Annotated in this window: 20 protein-coding genes; 10 read left to right on the top strand and 10 right to left on the bottom strand. The window is 71.5% G+C overall.

The features are described from left to right. Positions 1 to 28: 28 nt before the first annotated feature. Positions 29 to 889, top strand: a complete 861-nt coding sequence (locus tag LZP97_RS24270) for a MaoC/PaaZ C-terminal domain-containing protein (protein WP_010594513.1) — start codon at positions 29 to 31, stop codon at positions 887 to 889. A gap of 119 nt (positions 890 to 1,008) precedes the next feature. Beyond that, positions 1,009 to 2,754 (top strand): cholesterol oxidase substrate-binding domain-containing protein, encoded by a 1,746-nt coding sequence (locus LZP97_RS24265; protein ID WP_048773370.1) that lies wholly within the window; start codon positions 1,009 to 1,011, stop codon positions 2,752 to 2,754. Between the two features lie 33 nt (positions 2,755 to 2,787). On the opposite strand, the gene LZP97_RS24260 is transcribed toward LZP97_RS24265, so the two are convergent. Next, entirely contained in the window at positions 2,788 to 5,361 is a 2,574-nt protein-coding gene (locus LZP97_RS24260; RefSeq protein WP_048773371.1) for a non-ribosomal peptide synthetase, read from the bottom strand. Between the two features lie 9 nt (positions 5,362 to 5,370). Beyond that, positions 5,371 to 6,339 carry a cell division protein ZapE gene (gene zapE / locus LZP97_RS24255; protein WP_017680920.1) on the bottom strand — a complete coding sequence of 323 codons (969 nt, stop codon included), beginning with the start codon at positions 6,337 to 6,339 and terminating at the stop codon, positions 5,371 to 5,373. 46 nt (positions 6,340 to 6,385) lie between these two features. On the opposite strand from zapE, the gene LZP97_RS24250 reads away from it, so the two are divergent. After that, on the top strand, positions 6,386 to 7,021 hold the full coding sequence (locus LZP97_RS24250; RefSeq protein WP_017680921.1) for a TetR/AcrR family transcriptional regulator: 636 nt from the start codon (positions 6,386 to 6,388) through the stop codon (positions 7,019 to 7,021). Between the two features lie 66 nt (positions 7,022 to 7,087). On the opposite strand, the gene LZP97_RS24245 is transcribed toward LZP97_RS24250, so the two are convergent. Next, positions 7,088 to 7,990: a LysR family transcriptional regulator gene (locus LZP97_RS24245; protein ID WP_010594518.1), complete on the bottom strand. Its 903-nt coding sequence runs from the start codon at positions 7,988 to 7,990 to the stop codon at positions 7,088 to 7,090. A gap of 73 nt (positions 7,991 to 8,063) precedes the next feature. Between LZP97_RS24245 and LZP97_RS24240 the strand changes: the two genes are divergently transcribed. Together LZP97_RS24240 and ligD are read left to right on the top strand one after the other, a co-directional pair. Then, a complete protein-coding gene (locus LZP97_RS24240; protein WP_234574920.1) occupies positions 8,064 to 9,116 on the top strand; it encodes a DMT family transporter in 1,053 nt (350 codons plus the stop codon). Between the two features lie 71 nt (positions 9,117 to 9,187). Further along, positions 9,188 to 10,165 carry a non-homologous end-joining DNA ligase gene (ligD, locus tag LZP97_RS24235; RefSeq protein WP_040273806.1) on the top strand — a complete coding sequence of 326 codons (978 nt, stop codon included), beginning with the start codon at positions 9,188 to 9,190 and terminating at the stop codon, positions 10,163 to 10,165. Between the two features lie 59 nt (positions 10,166 to 10,224). Here the strand turns inward: ligD and LZP97_RS24230 are convergent, their stop codons facing one another. Together LZP97_RS24230 and LZP97_RS24225 are read right to left on the bottom strand one after the other, a co-directional pair. Further along, positions 10,225 to 10,728, bottom strand: coding sequence for a COG4315 family predicted lipoprotein (locus tag LZP97_RS24230; RefSeq protein ID WP_017680923.1), 504 nt, complete (start codon positions 10,726 to 10,728; stop codon positions 10,225 to 10,227). After that, entirely contained in the window at positions 10,725 to 11,471 is a 747-nt protein-coding gene (locus tag LZP97_RS24225) for a flavodoxin family protein (protein WP_010594522.1), read from the bottom strand. The genes LZP97_RS24230 and LZP97_RS24225 overlap by 4 nt, the downstream gene beginning before the upstream one ends. A 136-nt stretch (positions 11,472 to 11,607) precedes the next feature. On the opposite strand from LZP97_RS24225, the gene LZP97_RS24220 reads away from it, so the two are divergent. After that, entirely contained in the window at positions 11,608 to 12,549 is a 942-nt protein-coding gene (locus LZP97_RS24220) for an ADP-ribosylglycohydrolase family protein (protein WP_010594523.1), read from the top strand. A 203-nt stretch (positions 12,550 to 12,752) separates the two neighbouring features. Here the strand turns inward: LZP97_RS24220 and LZP97_RS24215 are convergent, their stop codons facing one another. Further along, a complete protein-coding gene (locus LZP97_RS24215; protein ID WP_010594524.1) occupies positions 12,753 to 13,028 on the bottom strand; it encodes a hypothetical protein in 276 nt (91 codons plus the stop codon). Between the two features lie 193 nt (positions 13,029 to 13,221). Here LZP97_RS24215 and LZP97_RS24210 point away from each other — a divergent pair, with 193 nt between their 5' ends. Beyond that, complete coding sequence (locus LZP97_RS24210) at positions 13,222 to 13,437, top strand: hypothetical protein (protein WP_040273804.1); 216 nt, start codon at positions 13,222 to 13,224, stop codon at positions 13,435 to 13,437. Between the two features lie 167 nt (positions 13,438 to 13,604). On the opposite strand, the gene LZP97_RS24205 is transcribed toward LZP97_RS24210, so the two are convergent. The 4 genes from LZP97_RS24205 to LZP97_RS24190 all read right to left on the bottom strand — a co-directional run bounded on the left by LZP97_RS24205 (position 13,605) and on the right by LZP97_RS24190 (position 17,192). Beyond that, the gene (locus LZP97_RS24205; protein ID WP_040273802.1) at positions 13,605 to 14,201 is read right to left on the bottom strand and encodes a DUF3618 domain-containing protein; all 597 of its coding nucleotides are present in this window, start codon (positions 14,199 to 14,201) and stop codon (positions 13,605 to 13,607) included. Next, positions 14,198 to 14,617, bottom strand: a complete 420-nt coding sequence (locus LZP97_RS24200; RefSeq protein ID WP_010594527.1) for a phage holin family protein — start codon at positions 14,615 to 14,617, stop codon at positions 14,198 to 14,200. The genes LZP97_RS24205 and LZP97_RS24200 overlap by 4 nt, the downstream gene beginning before the upstream one ends. Then, complete coding sequence (locus tag LZP97_RS24195; protein WP_040273799.1) at positions 14,614 to 15,516, bottom strand: hypothetical protein; 903 nt, start codon at positions 15,514 to 15,516, stop codon at positions 14,614 to 14,616. Before LZP97_RS24195 ends, LZP97_RS24200 begins: the two co-directional genes overlap by 4 nt. Positions 15,517 to 15,758: 242 nt before the next feature. Continuing rightward, positions 15,759 to 17,192, bottom strand: a complete 1,434-nt coding sequence (locus tag LZP97_RS24190) for an apiosidase-like domain-containing protein (RefSeq protein ID WP_017680929.1) — start codon at positions 17,190 to 17,192, stop codon at positions 15,759 to 15,761. A 304-nt stretch (positions 17,193 to 17,496) separates the two neighbouring features. Between LZP97_RS24190 and LZP97_RS24185 the strand changes: the two genes are divergently transcribed. The 3 genes from LZP97_RS24185 (at position 17,497) to LZP97_RS24175 (ending at position 20,432) form a co-directional block, all read left to right on the top strand. Beyond that, positions 17,497 to 17,733: a hypothetical protein gene (locus tag LZP97_RS24185; RefSeq protein ID WP_010594530.1), complete on the top strand. Its 237-nt coding sequence runs from the start codon at positions 17,497 to 17,499 to the stop codon at positions 17,731 to 17,733. A 99-nt stretch (positions 17,734 to 17,832) separates the two neighbouring features. Then, the gene (locus LZP97_RS24180; RefSeq protein WP_017680930.1) at positions 17,833 to 19,398 is read left to right on the top strand and encodes an FAD-dependent oxidoreductase; all 1,566 of its coding nucleotides are present in this window, start codon (positions 17,833 to 17,835) and stop codon (positions 19,396 to 19,398) included. Then, positions 19,395 to 20,432, top strand: coding sequence for a DUF5914 domain-containing protein (locus LZP97_RS24175; protein ID WP_048773376.1), 1,038 nt, complete (start codon positions 19,395 to 19,397; stop codon positions 20,430 to 20,432). Before LZP97_RS24180 ends, LZP97_RS24175 begins: the two co-directional genes overlap by 4 nt. Positions 20,433 to 20,506 lie beyond the last annotated feature (74 nt).

Below are 20,506 nucleotides of genomic sequence, written 5' to 3'. Positions count from 1 at the left end.
TCCGTCCGCCGAACAGAAAGGCTCATTCGTGCCCATCGATCCCGCCGTCGCGCTCGGCGCCGAACTGCCCGTCCAGGAATTCACCTGGAGCAGCAGCGACGTCCAGCTCTATCACCTCGGCCTCGGCGCCGGAGCCCGTCCCACCGACCTCGGTGAGCTCCGCTACCTGCGCGACGGCGACCCGCAGGTCCTGCCCACCTTCGCCACCGTCGCGGCGACGTTCCACGCGACCGAGCCGCCGAAGGTGTCGTTCCCGGGTGTCGAGATCGACCTGGCGAAGGTGGTGCACGGCAGCCAGGAGGTGACGGTGCACGCTCCCCTGCCGCCGGAAGGCAAGGGCCGCACCGTGACCCGGATCGCCGAGGTGTGGGACAAGGGCAAGGCCGCGGTCATCGTCCAGGAGTCGACGACCACGGATCCGGCCGGTAGTCCGCTGTGGACGGCCCGTTCGTCCATCTTCGCCCGCGGCGAGGGCGGCTTCGGCGGCGAACGCGGACCGTCCGAGTCCGTCGAACTTCCCGGCCGGGCACCCGATTTCGAGGTGGACGTCGCGACGCTGCCGCAGCAGGCCCTGCTGTACCGGCTGTGCGGCGACCGCAACCCGCTGCACTCGGATCCGGAGTTCGCGACAGCCGCCGGATTTCCCGCCCCGATCCTGCACGGGCTGTGCACCTACGGGATCGTCTGCAAGACGATCACGGATGCGGCCCTCGCCGGGGATGCCGTGGCCGTACGGGGATTCAAGGCTCGATTCGCCGGCGTCGTCTTTCCCGGCGAGACACTGAGGGTGCGCGCCTGGCGGACCGGCGACCGCGTGCTCGCGACAGCCGCGGTGGTCGAGCGTGACCTCGCCCCCGCCCTCACCGACGTCGTCCTCACCCTCGCCTGACCCCGTCCTCCCCCAGCACCGCCCTCCCCCAGCACCGCCCTCCCCCAGCACCGCCCTCTCCCAGCACCGCCCTCCCCCAGCACCGTCCCGGCACGGGGCGGTGAGAAAGCAGCGCATCCATGACGATTCGCACCGAACCCCTGCGCCTGTCCCGTCGCGGTTTCCTCGCGGCCGGCGCGGGTGCCCTCGCGGCCACCGCGCTCGGCGGCTGGACCCCCGTCCACGCCGTGCCGGCCGGCTCGTCCGGCGCCACGCTGCCCACCCCGGCCGCCTTCCCCGACGGCATCGCCCTGTACCAGCAGGCCTACCAGAACTGGTCCAAGGAGATCATGCTGGACGCCATCTGGACCTGCGCCCCGCGCAGTCCCGAGGACGTCGTCCGCCTCGCGAACTGGGCCCACGCCCACGGGTACACCATCCGGCCACGCGGCGCGATGCACGGGTGGACGCCGCTGACCATCGTCAACGGCGCACCGATCGACAAGGTGATCCTGGCGGACACGATGGTGCACCTGAACGCAGTGTCGGTGAACCCCGGATCGGCACCCGCCACCGTCACCGCCGGTGCGGGCGCGACGCTCGACGCGATCACCACGGCGCTGCAGGCGAACGGACTCGGCTGGGCCAACCTTCCCGCGCCCGGCGTACTGTCCGTCGCCGGTTCCCTGGCCGTCAACGCCCACGGCGCCGCGTTACCCGCCGACGGCGAAGCGCAGGTGCCGGGGAACACGTTCGGCTCGCTGAGCAACCTCGTCACGGAACTGACCGTGGTGGCGTGGAACGGGAGCGAGTACGCGCTGCGCACCGTCACGCGCGCGGACGCCGACAGCACCGCACTGCTCACGCACCTGGGTCGCACGTTCGTCACCTCGGTCACCCTGCAGGCCGGGCCGAACACGCGGATGCGGTGCCAGAGCTACACCGACATCGACTGGCGCGAACTCTTCGCCCCCGCCGGCGCCGCCGGACGCACCTTCGAGAGCTTCGTGCGCGCTTCCGGGCGTGCGGAGGCGATCTGGTACCCCTTCACCGACAAGCCGTGGATGAAGGTGTGGTCCCTCGCCCCCGAACGGCCGGCCACGTCCCGCGAGGTGTTCGGCCCCTACAACTACCCGTTCTCGGACAACGTCCCCGAGCCGGTCACCGATCTGCTCGGGCAGATGACCGCCGGGAATCCGGCCGTCGCCCCGGCCTTCGGCCAGGTCTACTACAACACCACCGTCGCGGGCCTCGCCGCCACGAACTCGAGCGACATCTGGGGCTGGTCGAAGGATCTGCAGTTCTACATCAAGGCCACCACCCTGCGGCTCACGGAGGGCGGCGGCGCGGTCCTCACCAACCGCGCCAACATCGCGAACGTGATCCACGACTTCACGCAGTGGTTCCATCAGCGCATCGAGCACTACCGGGCACTGGGGCAGTACCCGCTCAACGGCCCCGTCGAGATCCGATGCTGCGGACTCGACCAGCCCGACGACGTGCAGGTCCCGTCCGCCGGGCCGCCGACCATCTCCGCGACCCGCCCGCGACCCGATCACCCCGAATGGGACACCGCGATCTGGCTCAACGTGCTCGGGGTGCCCGGTACACCCGGGATGTTCGCGTTCTACCGCGAGATGGAGCAGTGGATGCGCGGACACTACGACAACGGCAGCGCCACGTTCCGTCCCGAATGGTCCAAGGGCTGGGCGTTCGGTCCCGAGCTGCCCTACACGGACCAGCGGATCGTCGAGCAGGTCCTGCCCGACACCTACCGCGAGGGCGTGCCCGCGGACGAGAACTGGGACTCGGCGCGAGCGGTGTACAACCGCCTCGACCCGCACCGGATCTTCAGCAACAGCTTCATCGACCGGCTGCTGCCCTGACGAGAGGCCGGCCCGTATCCGCGCCCCCCGGTGCTACTTGCGCGCGTCCTCACGCGCGCGAGTAGCACCGGACCGCGCGAGCATCGCGTCGACGGGACCCCTGCCCAAGCGGCCCCACAGCTGTCCCAGCCGCACCCACAGCTGCCAGTACGCCACACCCACGACGAGTGACGCCGCGAACGCGAGCCACGGGTCGATGTCCCGCAGTTGCGGATAGACCGTGAAGTGGGTCAGGTAGATGTACAGCGACGACGCGGCGAGCACCTCGGCCGGCCGCACCAGCAGCACCGGCCACCACATCCGCGGCACCCAGATCAACAGGAGCAGCCCACCGATCACGAGCGCGGTGCGCTCGGGTTCGGCGTGGAAGAACCCCGGTACGGTCGCGATCGCCACGGCGGAGACCACCAGCCGTTGCCACCCCGCGTCGGCCCGGGCTGCCGCCCAGCCCAGCGGAAAGAGCCAGAACACCACGTACGAGGCGAGGATCTGACTGGTCGGCATGTCCGGCCCGAGCACCTCGTACCGGGTCAGCAGCCCCAGGCCCACCAGTCCGAGCGGGAACGCGAACGGGAATCGTCGCTCGTGCCGGTCGAACCACGGAACGGCGAGCAGCAGAGCCACCGCGACCAGCGCGTACACCAGTGCCTCGACGAACCAGTACCGCCACTCCCTCGTCCAGGCGGGCGGTCCGAACACCCCGTTGAGCAGCAGCACACTCGACCAGCGGTACTCGCCGGTGATCACGTGTACCGCGCCGATCCACACGGCGGCGGGTGCGGCGACCCGCGCGACACTGAGCAGGGTGGTGCGCAGCCGTTCGGCGCGAGGCTTGGGCAGCTGGAACCGCGCGTAGTTGTAGCCCGCGGCGGCGAGCAGCACATGCGCTCCCCCCACGAGGGCGAACAGGTGCAGGTGCGAGCCGACGATGAACACGATCGCCACGGCACGGATGAGCACGTTGGTCTCGACGGTCCGCCAGCCTCGCGGTGTCCGGCGCGACGACGGGCTCAGCTCGCGCAGCGGCGTCGTCGGCCAGTCCGCGGGCAGGTGCCCGAGCAGCCGCTCGAGCCGCACCGACATGCGCACGTACGACAGCGAGTCGCCCCCGAGGCCGACGAACGTGCTGTCGTCGGTGACGTCGTCGCGGCTGAGTACGTCCGCGTAGAGCTCCCGCAGTTGCCGGAGGTCGGCGGCCCGAGATTCGGGGGCCGGCCGCGGCGGCACCGGGGTAGCGCCCAGAGCGGCGACAGCGCGGTAGTCCGGTTTGCCGTTCGGTGTGCGGGGCAGCTCGGCCACGACGCACACCCGCACCGCGGACTCGGGCAGTCCGCTCGCGCGCGCCGCGACCGCCCGTACGTGCGCGGCGTCGGCGGACTCGACGGCGACGATCAGTTCGTCGTCGCCGCCGGCGCAGCACGCGGCGAGTTCGTGGCGCGTGAGGACGGATTCGATGCGTTGCAGATCGATGCGAAGACCGAACAGCTTCGCGAAGCGCGATCGACGGCCGACGATCCGGTACAGCCCGGCGTCGGTGCGGACGGCGAGATCACCGGTGCGCAGTTCGTCGACGGTGCGCCCCAGAGCCAGATCGGACGGGTCCGTGGCATAGCCGAGCATGACGTTGGGCCCGGTGTAGACGAGTTCGCCGGCACCGTCGCCGGCCTCGGGCACGGGGTCGATGCGGAAGGCGCCGCCGGGGACGGGGACGCCGATCGTGTCGGGGTGCTCCGCGGCGAGATGCGGGGGCAGGTAGGCCATGCGGGCGGTGGCCTCGGTCTGCCCGTACATCACGAAGAACCGCCACCCGCGGCGATGGCCGAGGCCGACGTAGCGGCGGACGCGGTCGGGGTCGAGGCGACCGCCGGCCTGGGTGACGTAGCGCAGGTGCGGCAGGGCCATGTCCGCGAAACCGACACGGTCGAGCAGGTCGAAGGTGTACGGCACGCCGGCGAGTGCACTGATCCGGTGCCGGTGCACGAGGTCCCAGAATCCGGGGTCGGTGACGGACCGGTCGGTGAGCACGACGCCGGCGCCCCGCAACAGGTGGCTGTGCAGCACCGACAGCCCGTAGCAGTAGTGCATCGGCAGCGTGGTGATCGCGCGGTCGGTGTCGCGGATGTCGAGGTAGTCGGCGATGGCCTCGGCGTTGGCCTGCACGTTGCGGTGCGACAGGCGGACGAGCTTGGGCGAGCCGGTCGAGCCGGAGGTGCTCAACAGCAGCGCCAGGTCGGGGTGCAGGTCGTGGCCGGTGCCCTCGGCGAGTTCCTCCAGGCGGCCGCCGTCGACGACGACGTCGGGCCGGTACGCCTCGATCGTCGCGGCGAGGGCGTCGGGCCGGTCGCCGGGCACGAGCAGGACGGGATGGCCGGCGGACAGCGCCGCCAGGTAGGCGACGATCGCGTCGACGGTGTTGGCTCCGACGACGAGCACGAGCCGGCGGGTGGTGCCGAGTCGGTCGGCGATGCCGGCGACCCGCTCGGCCAGGTCGCGATAGGTGATCTCGGCGCCGTCGCAGACGAGTGCGGTCCGTTCGCCGTGCTCGGCGAGGCGTCGGACGAACGGAACCGTCGGACAGTCGACGAGCTCGGTGGAACGTGGTGACACCGCGGCAGTCTATAAGGTTTGGCTGTCCTGAATCCAGGCTCGGGCGGGTTCGCGGAGCAGGGCGAGGCGGCTGAGCAGCCGGTCGACGTCGGGTTCGGCGGGGACGGACGTCGCGAAGTCGGCGCGCGCGACGGTGGCGCACACGGTGAGCCGGGCGCCGGCGTCGCACAGCACATCGACGACGTTGCCGAAGCGGCGCAGGGCGTCCGGGTCGACCTCGCGCAACGGCGGGACGCCGGTGACGATCCACTCGCGGTGGTCGCGAAGGACTGCGAGGTAGTCGGCGGGCGCGGTGGGCGCGCAGCACAGGTCGGCGAAGTCGAACCAGACGACGCCGCCGCGCACGGCGAGCGCAGGCAGAGCCCGGCCCGACGGCCGCAGCGTTCGCCGCTCTCCCGGTTCCGGCAGGTCGAGGACGCCGGGCGAGAGGAACTCGCCCGACCCGAACCCGCCGTCCGGTGCGGGCGCGGCCGTGCGGCGACGGTCGATCGGCCCCCCGACCTCGACCACCTCCATCCGGCGTTCGAGCAGGACGATGGTGGGTTCGAACAGGTGGTGGAACAGGGGGTTGGGCAGCAACCCCGACGGCGGATAGTTGGAGGTGGCGACGAGCGCGACGCCCCGTCCGAGGAGGGTGCGCACGGCACGCGCGACGAGCATGCCGTCGCCGATGTCGTGGACGTGGAACTCGTCGAAGCACAGCACGCGGGCGTCGCCGACCGCGGCATCGACGGCGTCGTCGATCGAGCCGAGTCGATGCGCATGCGCATGCAGGGCGGTGAAGAAGCCGTGGAAGTGGTGCCGTCGCGCGGGCACGGGCACCGTCTCGAGAAACCGGTCCATCAGCCACGTCTTGCCCCGGCCGACCGGCCCCCACAGGTAGACGCCCGACGGGGAGGCCCGCCGGGCAGCGAGATCGCCACCGAGCCGATGCAGCGCCTCCGCGCCGGCGCGCTGGTGCGGATCGTCCACCGTCATCCTCCTCTGCACGTGCCGGGGACTCTACATGTGTAGAGTTCCGGGCATGGCCCGCAGTCCCGATCGCCGCGCCCTGATCGCCGAGACCACCCTCGACCTGATCGCCCGTGACGGACTGCGCGCCCTGACCCACCGGGCGGTGGACCGCGCCCTCGACCTTCCCGACGGTTCGTGCTCGTACTACTTCCGCACCCGCAGCGGTCTGATCGATGCGGCCGTGCGCCGTCTCACCGAACGCTCCCGTGCCGAGTTCGCACACTCCGGCCTCACCCGGCCACCGGCCCCGATCGACGTCGACGCCGCCGCGCGAGCGGTCGCGACGGTGCTCGACCACAACCTGAGCCACCGCCGCCGGGATCTGCTCGTGCGGTATGCCCTGGCCACCGATCCGACCATCGCCGCCGAACAGCGCGCCGCCCTGGCGACCTCTCTGTTCTCCCGCGAGGCCGCGCGCGGCCTCGCGCTCGCCTGCGAAGCCGAGGACGCCGACGGCGCAGCCGCCGATCTCGTGAGCCTGGCCGAGGGACTGACCGCGGACCGGCTGCTCGGCGCCCGGTCGCTGGACGGTGTCACCGCCGGCACGGAGGAGAGCGTCGCGCTACTGGCCCGGCCGATCGCGGTGTTCCTCCGGGGCCTGCGCCCCGAGCGGGACGTCGGCACCTGCGGAGGCACGCGCACGTAATCGATTGCGGCAGGCGAGAACCGGAGGTGGACGCACCGGGATCGCGGAGGCGGTCCACTGGCACACTCAGGTACCGATCCCGGCAAACGACTCGCTGAGCGCCGCGATACCGGCGCGCACCGCGGGCCGGTCGTTGTCCCGGCGCCGGAGGGCGTAGATTTCCCGCTCCAACGTCGGCCGTACCGGCACGATCGCGATCGTCTCCGGCACCCACACCCGAGCCAGGCGCGGCACCAGTGCGGCGGCGAGGCCGTGCGCGACGAACTCGAGCTGGGCAGCGAACTCCGGCACCTCGTAACGGACCCGGGGCTCGACGCCCCGCTTGCGCAGCGTCTGGACCAGCCAGGTGTGGAAGACGGCACCCTTCGTCCAGGTCGTCCACGGCATCTGCGCGATCTCGTCGAGATCGACGTAGTCCCGGTGCGCCAGAGGATGATCGATCGGAAGCGCAACGTCGGCGGAATCACGGTGCACGAGCGTGCATACCGCCGCTTCGGGGAGCTGGAACGGCATCGTGACCCAGCTGTCGACGACGGCCAGATCCAACTCACGCCGAACAACCGCAGGGACGAGTTCCTCGGTCTCACCGACGACGAAACCGATCCGGAGTCCGGCGTGGCGGCGCTGCAGGGCGGCGATCGCCGCCGGAGCGACGACCCGGCTCGCCGACGCGAACGACCCGATCCGCAGGTCTCCGACCACGTCGCGCTCGAGGGACACGACCTCCGATTCTGCTTGCGCCAGAAGGGATATCACCTCTCGCCCACGGCGCGCCAGCAGGCGGCCCGCATCGGTGAGCTGCACTCCGCGACCGGACGGCACCAGCAGCGCCACACCGACCTCGCGCTCGAACTTGTGCAACTGCTGCGATACCCCCGACGGGGTCACATGCAGGGCCTGCGCCGCCGCACTGATCGAACCGTACTCGGCGACCGCACACAGGGCCCGGAGGCGCTCGACGCTCAACACGGTAGTAACTCTACCGATTCATCGGCACGAATATTTACTTGTGCTCACGGGTCGGCCCCTCGAGAATTCGAGCATGACCTCCGGACCGCGCCTGCCGCCTGTGCTCGTCGCCCGCCCCCGCTTCACCGTCACCCCCGTGGATCCGCGGGTGACGGTGCTGGTAGGTGCCGCGGCGACGTCGCTGACGGCCGGCCTGATCAAGCTCTCCGGGGTGTCGCCGGCGACATCGACCCTCTTCCGGTGCGCATTCGCTCTTCCCGTACTGGGCCTTCTTGCCCTGCACGAGATTCGGCGACACGGAGGCATTTCACGCCGCGTGCTCGCCACCCAGGCGCTCGGCGGCGCGATGCTGGGCATCGACTTCGCGCTGTGGGCACGATCGATCGAGATGATCGGTGCCGGAATCGCCACGGTCGTCGTCAACGTCCAGGTCGTCGTCGTCCCGCTGCTGGCGTGGCTGGTCTTCCGCGAACGGGTTCCGGTGCGCTTCGTCCTGGCGGTTCCCTTCCTGTTCGCCGGTGTCGCGCTCGCCGGTGGAGCCCTGTTCGGCGGCGGCGAGACCGATCGGTCGATGTGGGGAACACTGCTGGCACTGGCCGCAGGCCTCGCGTACGGCACCTACCTCTTCGTCGCCGGTCGGGCGGGTTCGGAACGAAGAGCCTCCTCGCAGGTGTTCGTGTCGACTCTCGTCGCCGGCGTCGTCGGCACTTCCGTCGGCTCGCTGTGGGGCCCGGTCGACCTCACCCCCGGTTGGCCCGCCCTCGGATGGCTGGCGATGCTGGCGCTGAGCGGCCAGGTGCTCGGCTGGGTCCTGATCGGAATCGGCCTCCCCCGGCTCCCGTCCGAGGTCGGCGCGACGCTGTTGCTCGCTCAGCCCGTGCTGGCGATGGGGGTGGCGATCGCCCTCGTGCACGAGCGCCCCACTCTCGTCCAGTCGATCGGATGCGCGGTCGTGGTCGCCGCCGTCTGGTTCGTCAGCCGCGCACCGGCGACCCCCGAGCGGCACGACCGGCAGGCGCCACCCCCACAGATCGATCCCATCTCGTTATCCACCCGCCCCCGCGCCGTGTGCCCACCCGCCGACCTGGGGGCACGCCGCGGCGCACAGCAGAGTACATCGGTGTAATTCTCTGTGGCCCAGCGCAATTCTGCACTCGAGGGCTGCACATCGCGCTGCCGCACCGGATAATCCCTACCATGCCCCCAGCCCGCGCCTCCGTCCCGGCGCCGATGCTCGCCACCGCCGGCCGCCCGCCGATCGGCACCGGATGGGCGGTGGAGATGAAGTGGGACGGCGCACGCACGGTGGCGATGTGCGACGGCGAGCGGTGCCGGCTCCACAGCCGCAACGGCAGGGACGTCTCCGGGATCTACCCGGAGCTGACGATCGCGCTGTCGGCGCTGGCTCGCGGCCGTCCGACGGTCGTCGACGGCGAAATCGTCGCGCCCGACCCGCGGACCGGGGCGCCGTCGTTCCCCCGGCTGCAGAGCCGCATCCACGTGGCGAAACCGACGGCCGCGCTGATCAGGACCACACCCGTGGAGTTCTACGCGTTCGACCTGCTCGCGCTCGACGGCGCACCGACGACCGGGCTGCCGTACCTCGAACGCCGTCGCCGGCTGGTCGACCTGTCGATGTCCGGTCCTCTGGTCCGCACCCCACCGCACTGGATCGGCACCGATACGAAGATCCTGCTCGACCTCGCCCGCGACCACGGTCTCGAAGGCATCGTCTGCAAGCGGACCGACTCGACCTATCAGCCGGGACGCCGGTCCCCGGCATGGATCAAGACGGCGCTGCGCAGGAACACCGAGGCCGTCGTCGCCGGGTGGTTGCCGGGCACCGGTCCGCACCGCGCCACCTTCGGGTCCCTGGTCCTCGGCGCCCACGACGACGACGGTCGTCTCGTCCACATCGGCAACCTCGGCACGGGCTTCACCACCGCGGGGCGACGGGCCCTGTGGGAGCGGCTCGACGAACTCGAGCGGCCCACCTATCCGTTCGACGTCACGCCGCCGGCCCCCGTCGTCCGGGCCGCCCGGTGGGCCGAACCCGTACTGGTCGGCGACGTCGAGTACCGGGAGTTCACGGGCGACAGTCTCCGGCACCCCAGCTGGAAGGGGTTGCGACCGGACAAGGAGCCGGACGAGATCCTCGTTCCGCCGCTGCCGTAGCGCCGCGGGATCTCCCGGACGCGTCGTCCACCGTCACGGCGGCCGGTGGTGACCTCGGGTCACGGGAGTGGGACGCCGACCTCGTCGACCGCCAGCCACAGCCCGCCGAACTCCTCCACCCGGTGGCACAGCACCTGCCCGGGTTCCTCGTCGGCATAGAAGTACAGCGGATGCCCGGCGTACGTGACCTGGGTGGTCCCGTCGGAGCGCGCCGTGGTCCCCAGCAGTGCCTGGTCGGCGTCGCCGGCCGCGACGGGGGCGCCGACGGTGAGGACCGGCGGCCACGCCACGGCGCAGTCCCCGTAGCAGTCGGGAACCGTGCCCACCTCCCGGTCGAAGATGTAGATCGCCTGGTCCGTCCGGTCGAAGAGCATCTCACCGAGGGGACCGTTCGCCGTGGTGACCACCGTCGACTCTCCGGCCGCGGTCACCGCGGGGCCCGACGCCGGGGCGGCATCGTCGGTGCTGTCGTCCGTCGCCGCACAGGCGGTGGCGACGAGCATCGCGAGCGGGAGGATCGCGCACCGCGCGGCAGGGGCACGCCCGCCGAGTCGCGCCGTCACCGGTGCTCGGGATTCTCGAACGAAGGATGACAACCGGCATCCCACAGGGAGCGTTGATTGCCCCCGACTGGAAAACCGCCGGCCCGCACGAGCAGCGCGGCGGTGTGCATGAGGTTGTAGGTCATGAAGGCGGTGTTGCGGTTGGTGAAGTCGTTCTCCGGACCGCCCGACCCCGGATCGAGGTATGACGGGCCCGGACCGGCCTCCCCGATCCAGCCGGCGTCGGCCTGCGGCGGGATCACGTATCCGAGGTGCTGCAGGCTGTAGAGGATGTTCATCGCGCAGTGCTTGACGCCGTCCTCGTTGCCGGTGATCAGGCAACCGCCGGCGCGACCGTAGTACGCGTACTGGCCGTGCTCGTTGAGCAGCGACGAACAGCCGTAGAGACGTTCGACGACCTTCTTGGTGACCGACGAGTTGTCACCCAGCCAGATGGGGCCGGCGACGACGAGGATGTGCGCGGCGAGGATGCGCTCGAACAACTGCGGCCATTCGTCGCTCGGCCACCCGTGCTCCGTCATGTCGGGGTACACGCCCGTCGCGATGTCGTGGTCGACGGCCCGGATCTGGTCCACCCTGACGCCTTCCCGTTCCATCAGCGCCACACTGCGATCGATCAGCCCCTGCGTATTGCTGGTCTCGGGCGACCGTTTGAGTGTGCAGTTGACGAACATGGCGCGCAGCCCCTCGAACCGGCGCGATCCGTCCGTGCCCTGCAACCCCTCGAAAGCCGGTTCGGTCATGGGTCCTCCCACACGAGATCCGCACGCCCACGATAGACCGCGACGACTGCCCACGGAAGCGGTTCCGCGTCCGTCCTGCTGCCGGCGACCTCCGGTAACGTGCGGAACATCTGGCCCAGGGAAGGGACCGGCTCCGGTGACGGACGAACTCGACGCAGCCTCCTACCGCGACCGGATCGCGGCCGCACTGACCACGTACGCCTGCGGAGACGCGTTCGGCGTCCCCTGGGAGGGCGCGGACTCCGCGGACATCGATCTCGGGACGGCGGCAACCCTGCCCGTCCGGCCGGGCCGGCCCCGGGGCGCGACGTCCGACGACACGGCGCTCACCCTCCTCGTGGCCGAGGTGCTGACGACGACCTCGAACGAGGACCCGGGCTCGAGGTTCCTGCGTCTGCTCAGCGAGCGCGCCGAGACCGTCCCGGGCCTGGGGCCCTCCACACTGGCCGCGATCCGGGCCTTCCGCGAATCGGGCCGGCGTCCCGAGACCGGTGGCGACACGAACGGCGCTGCGATGCGGGCTCTTCCGGCCGGTTGGGCGGTTCCGGTCGACGAACCGGATCGCCGGCGCGCACTCAGCCTGGGTCTGTCCCGGGTGACGCATCCGTCACCGGACGCGCAGTGCGCGGCAGCGGTGATCTCGGCGTGCGCCTCGTGGTCGCTGGAAGGCGCGGACGCGCAGCGGTTGCTCGAGGTGGCCCGCGACGAGGCGCGCATCGCGACCGGGGAATTCGGTGGTGGCCGTCGTCTGGGGGACCTCCTCGCCGCGGTCGCGACGGACCGCTGGAGCGCCGCCCCGTCGGGCGTTTCGCTCGAACCGTACGACACCGTCGCCGCCGTGCTGCACTGCATCGTCACGGCGCGGTCGCCGATCGACGCCATGCGCGCCGCCGTCGCGCTCGGCGGGGACACCGACACGGTCGCCGCCCTCGCAGGCGGTCTGCTCGGTGCCGGATTCCCGTCCGCGGAGGCAGCGCTCACGCAGATCCCCTGGTCGTCCGCGGTGCTGCTGCCGGACGCGGCCGTCGTCACCGGATTCGCGACCGGTCTTGCCGCGGCGCGAGCCGCCGGCCGGTAGACCGCCGGTCACAGGACGCGGTCTCGGTGCGGCGCCGCCGGCCGGGAGGCGAAGGCGCCGCGGCGTTCGTGCCGGTGTCGTCCATGACGGTCGACGGGAACGGGTGTGGCGTCTTCACGGGAGAGCGTGGAACTCGAGCTGGGCTGCCGGTGCGGAACCGTCGGAGCAGTTGCCGGGGTGCGCGTCGAGACGGGTATCGAACGTCAGGCCGCCTGTGCGACCTCCGCGCTCGTCACCGGGATCGACTGCTGCGATTCCGCCTGCGCGACGGCCGCCGAGGGCGCACCGCAATGCCCGGTCGCCCGGCACACCAGGTGTGTGGCCGCGCAGAAGATCCCACCGAGTACTGCCCACAGCAGCGAACCGAACATCCACAGCCCCACCACCGCCACGGCCAGAATCAGTATGCCGTCCAGCACGAAAGCCATCGTGGGATGTGCAACCAGCGGTTCGTCGTTGCCCTGCCGTTCCGACTCCATACGCCCGTCTCCTTTCCTGCCGACTCCGTATCCGATACCCCGCTCGGACGGAATCCACACCCCGGGTGCACGAACCCGGGAGGCGCCGCAACGAACGCGATACGCGTTCGACTGGCGACATCGTTTTGTGATGCGATACAAATCAGTGCATAATGTGAGAGCGATCACATTGTGGTACGGCAGGGGGTACATCGTGATCCATACCTTCGAGGGTCGGCACAGGTTACCGACCGATAACGACGAGGCCGACGAGTCCCGCTCGCGTCTGCGGCACACGTCCGGCACGGCGGGCGTCGCCTGCGCGGTAGCGGCAGCCATGACGGTCGCCGTCACCGGTTCGGTGCTGCTCGGACTCGCGATCGCGGTATCCGTTCTGGTGGCCGTGGCCGTCGCCGCCGTCATGATCTGACGTCGCGGGGCCGGCCTCGGGGAGCGCCGAGGACTCGGCACGGCGATCCGGATCGTGTTCTTCCGCGACGACTTCTTCCGCGACGACTTCTTCCGCGACGACGACGCGCCGGCCTGCATGGCGAACGTCCCGCCCTCCGGCCGAGGGCGGGACGTTTCGGGCTCAGCTCAGCGCCGGTCGCGGACGGTGTGTGCGGCGTCGCGTGCGTCACCCTGCACCGTGCGCGCGGCGCCGGCACCTTCCTCGGCGACGGTCGTCGCGGCATCCCGAGCCGTGTCGGCGACCGCGTGCGCCGCCTCCTGCGCGGGCTGCGCGAGCCGCTGAGCGGTGTCCTTGGCAGCGTCGGTAGCTTCCTGCAATGCCGGCTCCGCGGTCTCCTTCAGCGCGACGGCGGCCTGCTGCTCGGACCGGCTGGCGGGCACCAGCGCGGCCGCCACGAGGCCGGCGCCGAACGCGATCAGCCCGACCGCCAAGGGATTGCCCTGCGCCTGCTGCTGCGCGGTGGCGGGCACGCCGCGTGCCGCGTCGGTCGCCGACGACACGGCCGAACGGCCGGTGTCCGACAACTGCGACGTCGCGTCCTGCGCCGTGCCCATGACCCTGTCCCGCATCCGGGACAGCGAGCCGCCGATCCCGCCGACCTTGCGCCGGGCGATCGTCGAGGGCCGCGCCCGATCGGCGAGCGTGTCGACGTCGGCGCTGAGACTGCGTCGCGTACGGTCTATTTCGGCGCGGATCCGATCCGGGTCGTCGGTGTTCGTCATCGCTTCTCCTGGGGATGAGGGGCAAGTGCTCCGGGCACCTGGGAAAGGGTTTCGGTGGTGCGGGGAAGTCCTTTGGCGCGAGCCAGCTCCGAGCGTCCCAGCACGGCCAGCAGCGTCGCGACGACCGCCCACACGACGGTCACGACGAGGGCCGACCAGCCGCGGCCGATCGCATTGCCCAGCGCCCACCATGCGGCGATGGACAGGAACAGCAGCACGAAGTGCGCCGCCACCGCGGCGCCGGCCAGCATGCCGGCGCCCTTGCGGGCACGGGTCGCGGTCTGGGTGGCCTCGGCCTTCGCCAGTGCCAGTTCCTGGCGCATCAGGGTGGACAGGTCACCGCTGACATCGGCGAGCAACTCGCCCAGCGAGCGCTGGTCGCCGGCTCGATTGTGTTCTGCGGGAGGAAGAGTCACGGCCGCACCTCCCCACCGGGATGCGGCGGTGCATATCCGCCGGGCGGCGGGGTGCCCGTCCCCGGCGCCGAGTAGCCGCCGGGCATCGGAGCCCCCGTCGCGGGTCCCGCAGGATACGTTCCGGGCGCCGACGTGCCGGGTCCCTGCGCCGGGTACGCGTATCCGGCGGGCCCGCCGGCGCCGGGATCGGCGGCGGTGAACCCGGGGTGCGCGACCCCTGGGGACTGCGCCGTCGGCGAATGAGGCGCGGGAGAAGCCGGGTCGGAGGAATGTGTTGTCGCGGAACCCGATCCGGAGTCCGCGTCCTTCAGTCCGCGACCGAGCCGGCCGAGGACGAATCCCGCTCCCGCAGCGAGGGCGATGAAGGCCCCCGGTCGACGCCGGGCGAAACCGCTGACCTCGTGCAGGACTCCACCCGGCTCCCGCTGTTCGAGCCAGGAGGCGACGGTGTCGGCTCGGTCGGCCGCCTGGCGGACGAGGTCACCGGCCATGCCGGGCTGCTCCGAGTCGCGCGCCATCGAACCGAACTGCGCTCCGAGCGTGCGCAACCCCTCGGCAACCTTCTTCTGCTGTCGAGCGGCCTGGTCGGTCAGTTCGTCCCGGGTGCGCCGCAGCACGTCCTGGGCCTGCGCAGTCGCTTCGTTCTTCACGCGGGCAGCCTGATCGCCGGCCGTTCCGGCCACCTCCCGGCCTGCGTCCGCGGCTCGCCCGGCGACCCGGCCGGCCTGTTCCTGCGCGACCTGCGCCGACGACGCATCGTCCGGTTCGCCGCGTGCCGTCCGATACTCGTCGAGACGGTGCCGGGGCTCCGGTATCGGACCGTCCGGGGAGGTGAAGGGTTGCTCGGTGAGCGGGTCGGTGCTCCGTCCGCCCGGGTCCGGGTATCCGCTGTACGTCATCAGTGTTGTCCTTCCGAGGGGATCGGGAATACGGCCGGCACTTCTGCACGGTCCTGCCTGTGCCGGGCCGTCCCGCCGTGTCACCGGCGGTCGCCGATGGTCGTCGATCTCCACCAGCCGTACGCCCCCCGCTTACCCGGGTCCGGGAGAGGCAAACGTGCCGCATATCCGGCATTACCGACGGTTCCGGCAGTTCCGGCAGTTCCGGCGGTCGGCCGGAACCCGCCACCCCGTAGCCCGCATCAGCCGGTGACCACCAGCAGCCAATCCTCCGCGCCACCGACGTTCGTTCCCGGCGTGGACACGTTTCCGTCCCGGTCCACCTGCGCCGGCAACGCGGGCGCTGCGGCATCGGCGGGATCGATCCAGGCGTAGCTCGCTCCCTGCGGGATCAGGGAGAGCGCGAGCCGGATCGTCCGCTCCGTCGGCACATAGACGACGGCGAGGGCGCCGTCCGGCGTGCGTGCGGCGGTGACGTAGTCGTTGTCCAGGACGTCCACCGTCTCGTCGTCCGTCGCGCGGGTCCCGCGCCCGTCGAGGACGAACGGGTCGTCGACGTCCGGCACCAACTGCCACCACGCCCACGACGCCCACAGGTCACGGAGAGCTCGGAGTTGCGTGACGGCGGGGGTATCGAGACGCGCTTCCCAGCCGTCCCGGAACTCCCAGTCGTCGGAGCCGCGGAACTCCCCCGGGGAGCCGGATGTCAACGCCCACAGCGCTTGGCGGCGAAGCGTCTCGTCGGTCGTCGGCGCAGTCTCGGGCTGGTTGTTCTCGCCCTCGTAGTTGCCCTCCGCGAACACGGCAGGACGCGGATCCCGGACGCCTGCCGGTCGCTCGTACCCGTCCAGCACGGCCTTGTAGGTCGGCAGGTAGGTGTAGACGAAGTTCCAGTCCACCAGTGGCTCCCAGAACGGGTTGTCCGTGGAGAGCGATTTCTGGGGGCCGAGCTGTATCGAGAACGGCCTGTCCGAGCCGGCCGCCCTGATCCCGTCGAGCACGGCGCGCAGTACCCGGTCCGATTCGGCCCCGGCGGCAGCGTCGTCCGTGTCGGGCGAATAGTCACCGCCGGTCAGCCAGACGATGTTCGGGAACCGGGCGTATCGCTGGGCGATCATCCGGCCGTAGACCGCAGCCTGTTCGGGAGTGGCCGATGCGAACACGCCCGAGAGGTTCCACCCGTCGATCGGATACAGGAACAACGTGTTTCCGTACCGGCACGCGATTCGGGCGTACTCGTCGACGCGCTCCCAGTACGGCTCGTTCCATGCGGTGATGTCGCCGCCGACGAACGGTTCGATGCCGTCGAAAGTGGCTCCGTTCTCGTTCGGCCCGCCGTTGTCGGGGTCGGCGATCACGGAGACGAGGGCCGCGTCGAACCCGTGCGCTGCTCGATTCGCGAAGTACAGCTCGGCCTGCTCGGGCGACCAGTCCGCCATGCCGGACCACGGCGAGTCCCCGCGGATCAGAATCGGGTCACCGTGCTGATCCTCGAAGTAGCGGCCGTTGCGACCGACGGAGGAGACGTAGCGATGGCCGGCGCTCTCGGCGACGTCGCACGCGGCGGCCGCCGGGACGGTCGCCGGCGGCGACGAAGGAACCCGCGGCCCGCCGCGGTCCGTGCAACCGGCGACGCAGAGCAGGACCAGAAGGGACAGGGCGGAGTGTCTGTTCACGGTTCTCCCACCCGGCTGCGCGCTCGACGGAGTGCGCGTCCGACGAGGCTTCAGCCGTTCCACCGGCCCCGGGGCCGTACGGGTTCGGCTCCGGATGCGCTCAGCCGAGTCTATGCCGTCGCGACCCGGCCGGCCTGAGCCTTCCGTGCCGGACACCGGCCCGATCGGTCCTGAGCGGTCCCCGTGCCGTGAGCCGAGCGCCCGTTCCGCCTCGAACGCCACCCGGTCCGGCTTACCGTGAGCGTGCGGCGGCATGTTCGCGCCCGGGCGATCACCGGCCGCACACACACGGAGAGGGAGCACGTTGAACGATCTCCTCCGGCAGGTCGCCGAACTGCGCACGGATCTGCGGGCCCTGGACCGGCGGGTGCGCTCCCTCGCCGATGCGTTCGACATGGTGGAGCCGGCGGCGGACGACGACACCGGCGAGGCCAACCTGCGGGAGGTCATCGACAGCCTCAGCGACGCCCATCTGGATCTGAGCACAGCGGACAAGCATCTCGAAGCTGTCGCGTCCCACGCGGCACGCCTGCGCGGCTGAGCTCGTCGGCCGTCGCGGCGGACATCACCGCGGTAGGCTCGGGCTCGCCACTGTTCGACCACGACGGCCGGTCCCACCGGCGCCGCAGGAGGCAGTTACATGAACGGTGCCGTCGGCAGCGACCCGCGGATCGCCCACCACCCCGCCTCCAGGGGTGCGCCCGACACCGGGCATCTGCCGCAGCGGCCCCGCGTGGTGGTCGTCGGCGCCGGCATCGCAGGACTGACCGCCGCCACCGCGCTCGCCGAGCGCGGCGTGGAAGTCGAGGTGCTCGAACGCGAGGCGTACCTGGGCGGACGGGTCGGCGGCTGGCGTGAACGTCTCGACGACGGCACCGGACTCGCCATGAACCGCGGGTTCCACGCCTTCTTCCGGCAGTACTACAACCTGCGCCGGTTGTTGCGACGGACCGACCCCGATCTGCAGCGGCTGACGGCGGTCGACGACTATCCGCTCGTCGACGGCGCGGGCCGGCGCGACACCTTTCGCGGAATTCCCAACACCCCACCGTGGAACGCACTGGTGTTCGCGCTGCGCAGTCCCACGTTCCGGCTGCAGGATCTGGTGCGCATCGACGTGCGGGCCGCGGCCCCGCTCGCGACCGTGTCCGTGCCGGAGATCTACGACCGGCTCGACGACGTCGACGCCCAGACCTTCCTGCAGCGCATCCGTTTTCCGGAGGCGGCCAATCACCTCGCGTTCGAGGTGTTCTCGCGCAGCTTCTTCGCGCCCCCGGCCGGGATGTCGGCCGCCGAGCTGGCCACGATGTTCCACATCTACTTCCTCGGCTCCGCGGAGGGCCTGCTGTTCGACGTCGCCACCGGCAACTTCGACACCGCCCTGTGGGGACCGCTCGGCCGGTATCTCGAGGGCCACGGCGCGCGCATCCGGACCGCCACCGCGGTGACCGGCATCGAACCCGGCGGCACCCGGACCTTCCGCATCCACGACGACACCGGCGGCAGCACCGACGCCGACGGCCTCGTCCTCGCACTCGACGTGGCCGGATTGCGCGCCCTCGTCGACGCCTCGCCCGATCTCGGTGATTCCGGGTGGCGCTCGCGGGTGCAGCACCTGCGGTCCGCTCCCCCGTTCCTGGTGCAGCGGCTCTGGCTGGATCGCCCAGTCGCCACGGACCGCCCGGCATTCCTCGGCACCGGCGGCCTGCGCCCGCTCGACAACATCAGCGTGCTCGACCGCTACGAGGAGGAGGCCCGCGGCTGGGCCGCTCGCACGGGCGGTTCGGTCGTGGAACTGCACGCGTACGCCGCCACCGGCGACGGAGTCGGCGAATCGCGTTCGCCCGAGGATGTGCAGGCGCAGGTGCTCGCGCGCCTGCACGCGATCTACCCCGAGACCGCCGCCGCCCGCGTCGTCGAGGAACGCACGCTGTGGCGCCAGGACTGCCCCCTGTTCGGGGTGGGCGATTTCGCGCACCGGCCCACCGTCCGCACCCCGCACGAGCGGCTGATGCTCGCCGGCGACGGCATCCGCATCGACCTGCCGGTGGCCCTCATGGAACGCGCGGCCACCACGGGGTGGGAGGCCGCCAATGCCCTTCTCGCCCAATGGGGCATTGCCGGCCACGACCTGTACACGGTTCCCACCCGGGGCCGCTCGACGGTCCTGCGCCGGCTCGCCGCCCTGGAAAGGCGCCCCGCATGAGCGTGCTCGATCCGCTGTACCGTCGCTGGCCCGCCACCTGGCCCGTCCAGCCCATGGATCCGGACCGCTGGGCCGCACAGGCGCCCACCTACCGGGGTGCCCGCCCCGAGCTGATCAACGCCGTCCTCGACCGCTCGCAGCGCCGGCCCTCCGGCAACTGGTACGTCGTGGCCGCCAGCCGGGACATCGGTGCGGAGCGTCCCTTCGGCGTCACCGTCGCCGATGTCGAACTCGTCGCCTGGCGCGACGGCGAGCAGGTGATCGTCGGCCCCGGCGCGTGCCCCCACCTCGGCGCGCCGATGTCGCTGGCAGCGGTGGACTGCGGTGCGCTGGTCTGCCGTTGGCACGGTCTACGCATCGACGCCGCAGGCGCGTACGGCTGGAAACCCTTCCCGAGTCACGACGACGGGGTGCTCGTATGGGTCCGGCTCGACCACGTCGGCGGGGAGACACCGACGGAACTGCCCGTCGTCCCCGAGCGTCCGACCGCCGACTCCCGCATCGCAGCCGTCGCCACCCTCGTCGGGGTGTGCGAACCCACCGACATCGTCGCCAACCGCCTCGACCCGTGGCACGGCGCCTGGTTCCATCCGTACTCGTTCGCCCGCCTCGAGGTGGTCGAGGCACCCTCCACCCACGGCAGCCCGGGCGACGAGGACCGGTTCGTCGTCGACGTCACCTTCCGGGTCGCCGGCCGGATGGGGGTTCCGGTCCGCGCGGAATTCACCAGCCCCGAACCGCGCACCGTCGTCATGCGCATCGTCTCGGGCGAAGGCGTCGGGAGCGTGGTCGAGACCCACGCGACCCCGCGTGGCACCGGCCCGGACGGCCGTCCCCGGACGGCGATCGTCGAGGCCGTCGTCGCCGACTCCCCCCGCCCGGGGTTCGGCATGGCCACCCGGCGCGCGGCCGCCGCCCTCCGCCCCCTCATGCAGCGCACGGCCACCCGGCTGTGGCGCGACGACCTGGACTACGCCGAGCGTCGCTATCAGCTCCGTGCCGCGACCTCACCGGGCCCCGTGCCCGGACGCTGACTGCGCCGCATCCCCGTCCCGCCGCCGCACCGTAGGTCGCCTCGGATTCGGGTCCGAGGACCCTGGTCCGCGCC

It is taken from the genome of Rhodococcus sp. DMF-1 (genome assembly GCF_021441945.1).
GTDB classification, from domain to species: Bacteria; Actinomycetota; Actinomycetes; order Mycobacteriales; family Mycobacteriaceae; genus Rhodococcus; species Rhodococcus ruber.
This window is presented reverse-complemented; position numbering and strand designations above follow the sequence as displayed.

Coding starts and splice junctions, on each gene's coding strand:
- LZP97_RS24265 (WP_048773370.1), top strand. CDS start 1,009: ATGACGATTCGCACCGAACCCCTGCGCCTGTCCCGTCGCGGTTTCCTC.
- zapE (WP_017680920.1), bottom strand. CDS start 6,339: ATGACGGTGGACGATCCGCACCAGCGCGCCGGCGCGGAGGCGCTGCAT.
- LZP97_RS24250 (WP_017680921.1), top strand. CDS start 6,386: ATGGCCCGCAGTCCCGATCGCCGCGCCCTGATCGCCGAGACCACCCTC.
- LZP97_RS24240 (WP_234574920.1), top strand. CDS start 8,064: ATGACCTCCGGACCGCGCCTGCCGCCTGTGCTCGTCGCCCGCCCCCGC.
- ligD (WP_040273806.1), top strand. CDS start 9,188: ATGCCCCCAGCCCGCGCCTCCGTCCCGGCGCCGATGCTCGCCACCGCC.
- LZP97_RS24225 (WP_010594522.1), bottom strand. CDS start 11,471: ATGACCGAACCGGCTTTCGAGGGGTTGCAGGGCACGGACGGATCGCGC.
- LZP97_RS24215 (WP_010594524.1), bottom strand. CDS start 13,028: ATGGAGTCGGAACGGCAGGGCAACGACGAACCGCTGGTTGCACATCCC.
- LZP97_RS24205 (WP_040273802.1), bottom strand. CDS start 14,201: ATGACGAACACCGACGACCCGGATCGGATCCGCGCCGAAATAGACCGT.
- LZP97_RS24195 (WP_040273799.1), bottom strand. CDS start 15,516: ATGACGTACAGCGGATACCCGGACCCGGGCGGACGGAGCACCGACCCG.
- LZP97_RS24180 (WP_017680930.1), top strand. CDS start 17,833: ATGAACGGTGCCGTCGGCAGCGACCCGCGGATCGCCCACCACCCCGCC.
- LZP97_RS24175 (WP_048773376.1), top strand. CDS start 19,395: ATGAGCGTGCTCGATCCGCTGTACCGTCGCTGGCCCGCCACCTGGCCC.